The organism is Thermoplasmata archaeon, assembly GCA_038729465.1.
In the GTDB taxonomy this organism is placed as follows: domain Archaea; phylum Thermoplasmatota; class Thermoplasmata; order Thermoplasmatales; family ARK-15; genus JAVRLB01.
The window spans coordinates 1-10,484 of sequence record JAVYRZ010000034.1; the positions used below are offsets into that span (position 1 = coordinate 1).

Sequence of the window (10,484 nt, forward strand, 5' to 3'; positions counted from 1 at the left end):
AAGATGATTATATAGGCAGTCCAAAGCTCCCGTGGTGTAGTCCGGCCAAGCATAAGGGACTCTCACTCCCTCGACTCGGGTTCAAATCCCGACGGGAGCATTCAGAACAGTACTGGGAGCACATGGATTCGAACCTTTATAGGATTGAAAGTTCTGTTACCGCTCTATCAGCTACGATCTTGAATCTATCTACACCCTTAAATTATTTATGAATATCATAGTGCGAGAGAGAATAGGAAAAAAGTAATAGAATATATGAAAAGTTATTGTGCAGAAGTCTATAATTTAAAGTAAAAGTGTTGGAAGAAAATAGAAAACCAAGTATAAGGATACTAAAAATATATTTGGTCTCAGAATCAGAGGTGAAGAAATATTAATATATGAAAAAAGATAACATAACATTATGAAATATATAAAATATGGAAATACCGGAACGTTTGTATCAGTGCTTGCATTTGGAGCTATGACATTTGGCGAGAAAAACGTATGGAAACTTGGAGGAGTAAATCAAGAGTTATCTGACAGGATGATAAAACGCTGTATTGATGCAGGTGTAAATCTGTATGATACTGCAGATGTATATGATGCTGGAGATTCTGAGATTATACTTGGGAAGTCTATAAAGAAGTACAGGGATCAAGTGATGATAGCGACGAAGGTCAGGGGCAAGATAGGCAAGGGAATAAATGAGCTAGGACTTTCTAGACATCATATGAGCATATCCTTAAGAAAGAGCCTTGAAAGGCTTGGCACGTCATGGGTGGACATATACCAATATCATGGCTGGGACAGTGAGAGCAACTTGAAAGAAGTGGTTGAGACCATGCAGTCTTTTGTGGATCAGGGAAAGGTAATATATCCCGCTCTATCCAATTTTGCAGCATGGCAAATGGCAACGTTGCAGGCAATGGTTGAAGAGCGAGGATTTGCAAGATATGAAAGTGCGCAGATGAACTATAGTTTAATCAACAGAGACGTTGAGTATGAGATCATGCCATTTTTAAAATACAGCAAAATGTCACTTTTGTCATGGAGCCCATTACATGGTGGAATTTTAACAGGCAAATACAAAAGAGGCGAGAAACCTACCGCCGGCACAAGAATGGGTGATAGAGGCTTCTTCTTCCCTTATTTTGATGAGAGCAGTGGCTGGGACGTTGTTGAGGAAGTGAAGAGAGTTGCAGAAGAGCAGGGTTGCAAACCATCTCAGGTAGCGCTTTCCTGGCTCGTTAACAAGAGGGTCATAGCGCTGATCGGAGCTAGGAACATGGAACAGCTTGAAGAGGATTTAGGAGCAATAGATGTAAACCTGAAGGTAGGGCAGATAGAGCGGTTGGACAAAGTATCTGAGAGCAGGGCCATGTATCCAAACTGGATGATACAGAGACAGGGACAGGATAGAGATTTCGAGATTTTACGCTGATCTTTTTTACAATTACTTACTTTTTTTCTAGCTACTATGAAACGGGTAAATATATTTTAGAATGAGTTATGAGAGATAACATAATTTTTATATAAAGTGAAAATTATTCTGGTAAGCATGAACCCAATAAAAATAGGAAAAGTTAAGGAAATTTATGATTACGGTACTGAACTAGAATTTTACTTTACAGACAACATATCTGTATTTGACAAGATCATACCAAACAAGGTGCCTGACAAAGGTGCATCTTTGTGTCGCACATCTGCATACTGGTTTGAAACCTTAAAAAACATCAATGTACAAAATCATTATATACGATCAATAGGAAACAACAGGATGCGAGTTCGGAAATTTAACATTATTGCAAAACCCACACAACATTCTAAAGATTATCTGATTCCGCTGGAGTTCATAGTCAGATACTATATAGCAGGATCATTGTTTGATCGTCTGAAATCTGGAAAAATCAGCCGTGATGCAATAAGCACTAAAAACATAGAATATGGAGCAAAACTGAACGATCCGTTCTTTGAGGTAACCACAAAATTCGAGAAATTTGACCGGGAGCTGGACATGAACGAGGCAATGCAGATCAGCGGGTTGAATAAGAAAGAGATGGATGAGATCAAAGAGCAGATACTGAAGATAGATGCATTTATGAATAGTGAGGTGCTCAAGAGAGGGTTGATACATGTGGATGGCAAGAAAGAGTGGGCGCTTGACAGCGAGCGTGTGCCGGTAATTGTAGACACGTTCGGCACTGCGGACGAAGACAGGTTTTGGGATCTTGATTCTTATAAAAATGGAGAGCAAATAGAGTTAAGCAAGGAATATGTACGAAAATATTATCGAGAAACAGGATATTATGACCGGCTAATGGAAGCTAGAGCACATAATTTGGCAGAGCCCGAGATACCGCCCATGCCCGAAGAACTTATACGAAAAACTTCGCAGCTATACAGGGAGATGTACGAGAAAATCACGGGCAGAAAGTGGTGATCATAAATTTTTACTAAAACCATTTACAATTATTTTGAATACGGGAATTCTGAAATACTGGGGAAATAGATCAAATTTATCAATATATTTTTTTAATAGGATCTCTTCACTGACGCTGCCTTTTTCTCTTATAACAGAGTTCCACTCATTGAGTATTCTCAAACCTTCTACTATTGTTTTTTTTGCGTCAGGGCCTGATACTGCACCGTAGTGGGAAAATCCAACAATATCAAAGTCTAGATTCAGAATATTTTTCAGAGAGATAAGATAGTTTTCAAACCTGAAGCTTGGAGGAAACGAGTTTGGCAATAATGTTGAGTATTTTCCAGAAAACAGCCCTGCTCCATCGCCAGTGAACAAGAACTTGCTGTTCAGTTCAAAGAACATAAAATGATCGGAGGTATGTCCTGGTGCATAAATTGCCTTAATTCTGACATTGTTACCTAGATTGAATGTATCTCCGTCATTTATAGGCACAAGCCTCTCTTTCTCCTTAACAGCTTCTATGGGTTCTGCAAGATCGCCGTATAGAGATATTGTAGCATTGTTAATCTTCTCAGGATTTGCCAGGTTTTCCAGAGTTATGGAATTTGCATAAACTTTCGCATTTTTGCATATTTTCAAGATGGGGGGAGCACCGCCAGCATGATCGTTATGCCTATGACTCACAAAAATATGGGTCACAGATTTTGGATCTATATTGTATTCATTCAATTTTTCCACTATTTTTTCTCCCGAACTTTTTCCGCCAGGATCCATTATTGCAACCGTGTCTCCTTTAACAATAAATGACGAGGTTGTTTTTTCGTTGTTCCAGCCAAAAACATCGAGCATCAGTAAATGCTCATTGATATATCCACTATCTTTGTAAATGGTCATGTGATATCACTGCATGCGCAGACATGTTTAAAAATATATAAAATCTTCTAAGAGTGTGTATATAAAAATAATCAGAAAAACAGTTCAACTTTTCTTTTTTGCTCTACACTACCGGTACTAGTAATAAAATAATGAACAGGCAGCGTTTGAGAAACAGAATATTACATGTATTCTGATAAATACCAAAGAATATACGGGTCTGTCGGGAGTCGAACCCGAGTCTGAGGCTCCGGAAGCCTCGATGCTCTCCAGCTACACTACAGACCCATGCTACTTTTTCTTGTATTCAGTGTATCCACATTTTCCGCAAGTGTATCGGTCACTATGCTCCGCTAAAAAAGTACCGGGCCCGCATTTAGGGCAGGTTCTTCTGTTTCTCGTTACTTTGCCATCTTTAACTTCATAAATATTGCTCATTTTAAATCACCTATGATTTCTTCTCAATCAGTTTATGTCTTAACAGTATATAATCAGGCTCAATCTTTTTCGCATTTTCTACATTATCATAGATTTTGCCGTAGGCTATAACTTCTTCTTTTCCAAACTGTGTTTTTACACTATCTATTATCACAGTATCAATTTTTGCATTCATGTTATCTGCAAGTACTTTCCTTATTGCATCTCTCGTAGGCGTTTTTTCACGATTGTGAACAACCTTGAATTTTATCTCGGTTCGATGCAATAAATTGTTTTCTTTTTTATCCAATATTTCTATGTTCATATCACATTCACTCCATCAACTTTAATATTTTTTCAACTATCTTTTTTATTTTTTGATCTACTATGATCATATTCATACCCATATTGGGTATACCATATATAACCTTTACATTATCTTTTGCCATATATATGCAGGGTAATGCCGCCAGATCCTCTTCTCCATCCACTTCGATTGCAGTATATGTATCTGACTCTATTGCCTCTTTTATGACATTCCATAACTCTAACGATATTTTTCCTTGGGGGTTGCACACTTTTTTTATTTGTTGATAATATGCTTTGAAAGGCTCTATATTTGCAGGCCCTCTCTTCGTTTTATTGTCAAATATTGCTATTTTTGGTTTATATCCATTTTTTAACAACGTATCTGTGGTCATGTCTCCAACTGAATATATAGTATCTGAATCAGATAAATAATTTTTCAGGTCTTCAGTCTGTATCAATATCCCAGAGGCAATGCTCAACTCTTTCCTTAATTTTTCAGGTAAAACGAGATCTCTATCTAACTTTAATTGCATACTGTCCATCTTTGGTTATATTCATGTGCTGGGCTATTTTTGAAAATTGGCTGTTTATAATATATACAAAACCTTCCCATTCAGGAACGGTTTCTTCTCCACATACAGGGCATTTGAGATCCTCTGTTACAGTATGGCATTTTCTGCAGGCTCTATATTCACGCATTTTTAGCCGCCTCTTTTTCCAGATAATCTAATTTTCCAAGTCCAGGCTGTCTCATTGTCAGTCCAACTTTACTTTCTCTGACATTATCTTCATTTAAGCTTAAAGATACAAATCTAACCCTAACCCTGTCATTTAGCCTCAGATCTTTTTTAGATTCTTTGCCAATCAACCTTTTATTCTCAATATCAATATCAAATCGATCATCGAATATTTGAGAAATGTGAAGCAAACCGTCCAGCGCTCCAAATCTTACAAAAGCCCCGAATTCTTTTACTTCTACAATGTTTCCTTCAATTACTTCCTGCAGTTCAGGCTTGAAAGTCAGTGCCTCAAACTTTATTCTCTGGTAAACTCCCCCGTCTCCAGGAATAATCCTACCATCACCAATTCTTTCTAAGCTCAAAATAGCTATAATAACATATTTTTTATTATCTTTAGTATCCTCTTCAAATAATCTGACTTTTCCTTCCAGTTTTTCTCTCGAAAGTTGGAAAAGTATCTGATCTATATCTCCTCCTAACATTTCTGGAGGAATGCGTAGCACATCTTCATCATCTACAAGCATATACATAACAAAATTACCTCTACACTTTATAGGAAGTGTAATCTGTTCTTTTATATATATTTTTTTAGTTTTCGTATTTGATCTTGACTATATAAATTTAGATAGTATTTTTAATCGAATAAAAATGTTTAAATCTAAAATACTATTATTCTATCTGTGCAAGATAAATTTGGAGATAGTATTGCAGAGCTAGCATATAAAGCGTATGAGCAGAGGCTATTTAATACTGTTAAAAATGGGCCTATCCCAGAACATATAGCCATAATAATGGATGGAAACCGTAGATTTGCTAGAGAATACGGGCTTAATAATGCGGAGGGACATAAAAAAGGAAAAGAAAAGGTGGAAGAAGTTTTAAACTGGTGTCTCGAGCTCCATGTAAAGGTGCTAACTGTTTATGCTTTTTCCACTGAAAATTTTAAGAGGTCAAATGAAGAAATTGAAGATTTAATGCAGATATTTTACAATGCTTTAGAAAGCGCAATAAAAGATGAAAGAATTTATAGAAACAAAGTTAGAATAAAGATAATAGGCAGAAAAGATTTGATACCAAAATTTTTGGTGGAAAAAATAGAGAAACTCGAAGAGTTGACCAAAGATTTTTCTAATTTTTATTTTAATATTGCACTGGCATATGGAGGCCGAGAAGAAATAATCTCTGCAATAAAGAAAATTGCAGGACTGGTGAAAGATGGGAAATTGAAAATAGAGGATATAACTGAAGAAAAAGTATCAGAAAACATGTATACGCAGAACATACCAGACCCGGACCTGCTATTAAGAACTTCGGGAGAAGAAAGAATCTCTAATTTTCTGCTCTGGCAGATTGCTTATTCAGAAATATATTTTTCTGATGTTTACTGGCCTACTTTCAAAAAGTTAGATTTTTTAAGAGCAATACACTCTTATCAATTAAGAAAAAGAAGATTTGGAGTATAGTTGTTAATTTTGGATACTCCCGATATAGTCTTTCAAGTACCTTGCGCTTATATCTCCTTCATCCTTTTTACCATTTTTACTACGGTTTCAACCGCTTCTCTGCCTTTTTCTATTCTGTCAAGAGCCTGTAATCTTGTTTCTCCATGCCCAGATATTCCCAGCGCTACTGGTTTTCCATACTCTATCATGAGATCCTCAATTTTTCGTGCAGCATTGTGCATTATTATCTCATCATGAGCAGTTTCTCCTTCAATCACTGCGCCCAGGGTTACTACTCCGTCCACTTTTTCAGAGTCTAGCAGCTTTTTCACACCTAGCGGAATGTCGAAAGTGCCGGGTACATACACAATCTTGGAGATTTCAGCACCCAAAAACTCAGCCTCAACTTTCGCGCGCTCTAACATCATCATGGTTATATCAAAATTATATTCAGAAACTACTATTCCAATTTTTATTTTTTCAGCCATTTTTCAAACACCTCTTTTATCTTACTGCTCCTGCATCCTCAAATCCCTGTCTTAATCCTTTACCTGCCATCTTGGTCAGGTGTGCGGGATCAAATAACAGGTAATATACGTTTTCAGCGTGTTCTCTTGCACGCTCTTTAGCCAGATAGGCCAGCTCTTTAGCATCTTTTGCTTCGTCTTCGTGCACAAATACCTCTATGATATGTATATTTGTCATCAACTGTACCTGAATCAATCCGGTAGAAGCTTCATGCGCACAAATCTTGTCTATCTCTTTTGGGCCCGGCATGCCTAATGCTATCACAATATCACACTTTTTCTCTTCGATCAATTTTTTACATGCCACGGGCAAATCTTTCACTCCTGGCACCGTGTATCTAATTATTTTGATGTTTGTGGTCATGTTATTCAAAGTGTTTTCAGCTACTGAGCCCATGTCATATCTGGCAAAAGTAGTGTCTACTATTCCCACAGTCTTCATTTTTTAATCACCTCAGAATGTTCAACATTCTCCATATATTTCTGAAAATTGTAAGCTTCTACAATCTTTGCCACAATCTTTCTGGTTCCATTTAGATCAGATTCTGAAAATTTGTCAAGTCTTACCACTTTAACAGTTAAGCCTATCTCTTTGCACTTTCTCTCTATTTCCTTTTCATCAAAAGCCTGGTCATATCCTAACACTATCACATCTGGTTTTACCTCAGCCACAGTTTTGTACATGTCATCTTCGTGCCCTAAAATTGCACGATCGACAGGCTTTAGATTAGATACCAAAATCATCCTGTTTTGCTCGTTAATTATAGGTAAATGCTTTAGTTTTTTCGCAGTATTGTCCCGTGCCACTACCACCACTAGCTCATCACCATATTTCCGGGCTTCTTTTAAAAAGTAAATATGACCTAAATGTAAAATGTCAAACACGCCTGTTGCCATTACTCTGACCAATTATTCCACCTTTCTATTATATCTTTTCCTTCTACGAATGTAAAGTTATGTAACTTTCCATATTTAATAGCTTCCGTTTTCTTCAATGACGTACCATCATCGCCCATCATCTCAACGATCGTGGTAGATGGTATTACTCCTGCCATCTGCGCCATTGCCATAGATAGTTCTGTGTGCCCTAGCCTCTCTTTAAGCAAGTTTTTAGAGGCAATCAGTAAATGTACATGACCCGGGCTTCTGAAATTTTTTCCAAACTCTGAAAGAGCACTAGATCCATCTTCAATCGCAAGATTCACGATCTTGGAAAATTCAGAAATTGTGAGAGCTCGATCTTTGTCTGGTATTCCTGTAAAAGTTTTACGATGGTTAATAGTAAAAGAAAAAGATGATTTTGTGTCATATGGAATGTCTGTGGGAGAAAGTAACTTAAATATCTCTAAATTTGAGTTCTTAAACAGATCTACAAGATATGGCATTCCAAGCTTTTGTGATACATTATAAGGAAGTGTAGTGCATATTAACCCACCACCATCTTTTCTCATCATCTTTATTGTTTCAAAAGTTACAAACTGAGACGCCACGGTTATATCTGTTTCCCCTTCTCTACTTTCAGAATCAAAAATTAATATCGGCTTACCTTCTTTGAGGTCCTTAATCGCTCTATCTATATTTTCCATATAGAGCGATATAGCTTATATTATTATTAATTTTTGGGTATATACTCATTTTTTGGTATATGATTCTGATAAATCTAGATAGCATCCACAAATGCAATGGGTGAGTGTTATCAATAGTTAATAAGGTTATACCTACAAAATCCATTTTCCAATATAATAAGGCATTGTTAGGTTAAGCCCTAACTTTACAAAAATTAGATAATATAATTTACTAAATTCCCTTGTTTTAATAGAAAATTTATTAACTCGTTAATATTATCTATTTACATAATATGACCTACCCTGATTGGGTCTTAAAATTTAAGACCAAAGGATCTCAAATTCGTGTTAAAAACAACAATTATTATCTTTACAAAGTGCATAGTGTTTGGAATAAAGAAAAAAAGAGAGCCCAACTTATCACGGACAAATATATTGGAAAAATAACTCCAGATGGCATAATAGTGCCTAAACATGAGAGAGTAATTGAACAGTTCAAGCAGGTTACTGCAAAAGAATATGGTGCTTCAAGATTTATCCATATGATAGGTGAAGATATTCTTAACGATCTTAAAAAAATATTTTCAAATGGTGAATTGATATTCACTATGGCTGCAATAAGATTTCTTCACAGTTCACCATTGAAGAATATGCAGATCATCTATGATACCTCCTATTTTTCAAATGTATTTGACATAAATCTCTCACCTAGAGTGCTTGGAGATGTGCTCAGAAGCATAGGCATGGATAGGGCAAGGATCGTAAGGTTTCTGAAATCATATCTGATAGATGCAGAATATGTGGCAATAGATCTAACCCATGTATTCTCATTATCAGAAAATGTGATTTCAAGTATGATATGCCATAATCCTAAAAATGAATTTTCACCACAGATTCAACTATTGTATCTTTTTAATGCACTGAAAAAAGAGCCAGCATACTACAGAATGCTGGTTGGATCTGTTACAAGTGTATCATCAATAAAGATCACGATGGAAGAAAGCGGTATAAAGAATATCATAGTGGTAGGAGATAAAGGGTTCTATTCAGAAGAAAATGTAAATGAATTAGAGCAAAAAAATATACATTACATACTACCGTTGAAGAGGGATCTGTCCATAATAGATTATAATTATAATAAGAATAACATGAACTTTTTCTTTTTTGAAGATCGACAAATCTGGTATTATGAAAAGAACATTGAGAAAAGAAAAATAATTTTATTTTTAGATGAGCATCTAAAAGTTGAAGAAGAGAATGATTACCTTAGAAATATAAAAGATAATAAGATGGAAGAAATTTACTCAAGATACGCTGAGATAGGAACAATAGCAGTATTGACAGATCTAAATGAAAGTGGAGATAAGATTTATGAGCTGTTAAAGGTAAGAGTAAATATCGATCAGCTTTTTGATACATTCAAGAGCGTACTAGAGACAGACAGAACATACATGAAAGATGATTATGAGTTAGAAGGATGGATGCTTGTAAATTTTGTATCAATGATGCTCTATTACAAGGTATACAACATATTAAGAACTAAGAAAATGCTAAAAAATTATTCACCAAGAGATGTGTTGTTACACCTTTCAAGGATCCATGAGATAAAGGTAGGAGATCAATGGCTCAAGACGGAAGTGCCAAGAAAAACGAGACAAATAATTGAAAAGATTCAGATACATATTATCTAAAAGTTGAAGAGTTACAGTTTAAATTTTTGTTTTTCGTTCTAAAAAAACTAGAAAAATACTGGTTTTTAGATTTATAATGGATCCAGAAAAATAAGATATGGTAAGAATCAATCAAAGACTAAGTACCTTCATAGATGAGCTTTATTTATAGCATTTATTTCTATGATAACGATTGCCAACATATAAACTCTAATGCTTCTTTATTTGAGGCTCTATTGATTTTAAAATAAGGCTCGAATAAAAATAAAAGACAATATATTTAAATATTAAAAACACGATTGCTTTCTTCAGGGTGATATAAGTGCAAAGGAAAAGGTTTAAGGTTGGAGTGGTAACCTCTATAGTAGCTATATGCACTATGATTGTCCTACTGAGTTTTTTAAGCTGTATATCAAACGCAGCCGTTAGTTATAATGAAAGCAATGGTAATCTGAATGAGTGATGAAAAATGGCATTTTTATCTTTTAAAAAAGTTAGTTTCTGGGATAAAATTCTGGAAAAGAAAGTTTACAT

General features: G+C 35.5%; 14 protein-coding genes and 2 tRNA genes. 5 read left to right on the forward strand and 11 right to left on the reverse strand.

Annotated features, from left to right (window positions below):
* Positions 1–25 precede the first annotated feature (25 nt).
* The 3 genes from QXQ25_06665 (at position 26) to QXQ25_06675 (ending at position 2,422) form a co-directional block, all read left to right on the forward strand.
* A tRNA-Glu gene (locus tag QXQ25_06665) sits at positions 26–100 on the forward strand.
* A 303-nt stretch (positions 101–403) separates the two neighbouring features.
* Positions 404–1,423, forward strand: coding sequence for an aldo/keto reductase (locus QXQ25_06670; GenBank protein MEM0161384.1), 1,020 nt, complete (start codon positions 404–406; stop codon positions 1,421–1,423).
* Positions 1,424–1,540: 117 nt separating this feature from the next.
* Positions 1,541–2,422, forward strand: coding sequence for a phosphoribosylaminoimidazolesuccinocarboxamide synthase (locus QXQ25_06675; GenBank protein ID MEM0161385.1), 882 nt, complete (start codon positions 1,541–1,543; stop codon positions 2,420–2,422).
* Here the strand turns inward: QXQ25_06675 and QXQ25_06680 are convergent, their stop codons facing one another.
* From QXQ25_06680 to QXQ25_06710, 7 genes are all read right to left on the reverse strand, one after another.
* Complete coding sequence (locus tag QXQ25_06680) at positions 2,423–3,301, reverse strand: MBL fold metallo-hydrolase (GenBank protein ID MEM0161386.1); 879 nt, start codon at positions 3,299–3,301, stop codon at positions 2,423–2,425. It abuts the gene before it with no gap.
* Between the two features lie 194 nt (positions 3,302–3,495).
* Positions 3,496–3,568 (reverse strand) — tRNA-Arg (locus QXQ25_06685).
* 3 nt (positions 3,569–3,571) lie between these two features.
* A complete protein-coding gene (locus QXQ25_06690; protein MEM0161387.1) occupies positions 3,572–3,718 on the reverse strand; it encodes a 30S ribosomal protein S27ae in 147 nt (48 codons plus the stop codon).
* Positions 3,719–3,728: 10 nt separating this feature from the next.
* Complete coding sequence (rps24e, locus tag QXQ25_06695; protein MEM0161388.1) at positions 3,729–4,022, reverse strand: 30S ribosomal protein S24e; 294 nt, start codon at positions 4,020–4,022, stop codon at positions 3,729–3,731.
* A gap of 7 nt (positions 4,023–4,029) precedes the next feature.
* Positions 4,030–4,539: a DUF359 domain-containing protein gene (locus QXQ25_06700; protein ID MEM0161389.1), complete on the reverse strand. Its 510-nt coding sequence runs from the start codon at positions 4,537–4,539 to the stop codon at positions 4,030–4,032.
* The gene (gene spt4, locus QXQ25_06705; protein ID MEM0161390.1) at positions 4,520–4,705 is read right to left on the reverse strand and encodes a transcription elongation factor subunit Spt4; all 186 of its coding nucleotides are present in this window, start codon (positions 4,703–4,705) and stop codon (positions 4,520–4,522) included. The genes QXQ25_06700 and spt4 overlap by 20 nt, the downstream gene beginning before the upstream one ends.
* Positions 4,698–5,276 (reverse strand): DNA-directed RNA polymerase, encoded by a 579-nt coding sequence (locus tag QXQ25_06710; GenBank protein MEM0161391.1) that lies wholly within the window; start codon positions 5,274–5,276, stop codon positions 4,698–4,700. The genes spt4 and QXQ25_06710 overlap by 8 nt, the downstream gene beginning before the upstream one ends.
* 150 nt (positions 5,277–5,426) lie before the next feature.
* Between QXQ25_06710 and uppS the strand changes: the two genes are divergently transcribed.
* Positions 5,427–6,209 (forward strand): polyprenyl diphosphate synthase, encoded by a 783-nt coding sequence (uppS, locus tag QXQ25_06715; protein MEM0161392.1) that lies wholly within the window; start codon positions 5,427–5,429, stop codon positions 6,207–6,209.
* A gap of 47 nt (positions 6,210–6,256) precedes the next feature.
* On the opposite strand, the gene ribH is transcribed toward uppS, so the two are convergent.
* The 4 genes from ribH to ribB are packed head-to-tail and all read right to left on the reverse strand — an operon-like array spanning position 6,257 to position 8,301.
* Positions 6,257–6,676, reverse strand: a complete 420-nt coding sequence (gene ribH, locus QXQ25_06720) for a 6,7-dimethyl-8-ribityllumazine synthase (protein MEM0161393.1) — start codon at positions 6,674–6,676, stop codon at positions 6,257–6,259.
* A 16-nt stretch (positions 6,677–6,692) separates the two neighbouring features.
* Complete coding sequence (gene ribC, locus QXQ25_06725) at positions 6,693–7,157, reverse strand: riboflavin synthase (GenBank protein MEM0161394.1); 465 nt, start codon at positions 7,155–7,157, stop codon at positions 6,693–6,695.
* Entirely contained in the window at positions 7,154–7,624 is a 471-nt protein-coding gene (locus QXQ25_06730; GenBank protein MEM0161395.1) for an adenylyltransferase/cytidyltransferase family protein, read from the reverse strand. The genes ribC and QXQ25_06730 overlap by 4 nt, the downstream gene beginning before the upstream one ends.
* Entirely contained in the window at positions 7,612–8,301 is a 690-nt protein-coding gene (gene ribB / locus QXQ25_06735; GenBank protein ID MEM0161396.1) for a 3,4-dihydroxy-2-butanone-4-phosphate synthase, read from the reverse strand. The genes QXQ25_06730 and ribB overlap by 13 nt, the downstream gene beginning before the upstream one ends.
* Before the next feature lie 272 nt (positions 8,302–8,573).
* On the opposite strand from ribB, the gene QXQ25_06740 reads away from it, so the two are divergent.
* A complete protein-coding gene (locus QXQ25_06740; GenBank protein MEM0161397.1) occupies positions 8,574–9,971 on the forward strand; it encodes a transposase in 1,398 nt (465 codons plus the stop codon).
* Positions 9,972–10,484: the final 513 nt, after the last annotated feature.

Coding starts and splice junctions, on each gene's coding strand:
- spt4 (MEM0161390.1), bottom strand. CDS start 4,705: ATGCGTGAATATAGAGCCTGCAGAAAATGCCATACTGTAACAGAGGAT.
- QXQ25_06740 (MEM0161397.1), top strand. CDS start 8,574: ATGACCTACCCTGATTGGGTCTTAAAATTTAAGACCAAAGGATCTCAA.
- ribB (MEM0161396.1), bottom strand. CDS start 8,301: ATGGAAAATATAGATAGAGCGATTAAGGACCTCAAAGAAGGTAAGCCG.
- QXQ25_06680 (MEM0161386.1), bottom strand. CDS start 3,301: ATGACCATTTACAAAGATAGTGGATATATCAATGAGCATTTACTGATG.
- QXQ25_06700 (MEM0161389.1), bottom strand. CDS start 4,539: ATGCAATTAAAGTTAGATAGAGATCTCGTTTTACCTGAAAAATTAAGG.
- QXQ25_06675 (MEM0161385.1), top strand. CDS start 1,541: ATGAACCCAATAAAAATAGGAAAAGTTAAGGAAATTTATGATTACGGT.
- QXQ25_06710 (MEM0161391.1), bottom strand. CDS start 5,276: ATGTATATGCTTGTAGATGATGAAGATGTGCTACGCATTCCTCCAGAA.
- rps24e (MEM0161388.1), bottom strand. CDS start 4,022: ATGAACATAGAAATATTGGATAAAAAAGAAAACAATTTATTGCATCGA.
- ribH (MEM0161393.1), bottom strand. CDS start 6,676: ATGGCTGAAAAAATAAAAATTGGAATAGTAGTTTCTGAATATAATTTT.
- ribC (MEM0161394.1), bottom strand. CDS start 7,157: ATGAAGACTGTGGGAATAGTAGACACTACTTTTGCCAGATATGACATG.
- QXQ25_06690 (MEM0161387.1), bottom strand. CDS start 3,718: ATGAGCAATATTTATGAAGTTAAAGATGGCAAAGTAACGAGAAACAGA.
- QXQ25_06670 (MEM0161384.1), top strand. CDS start 404: ATGAAATATATAAAATATGGAAATACCGGAACGTTTGTATCAGTGCTT.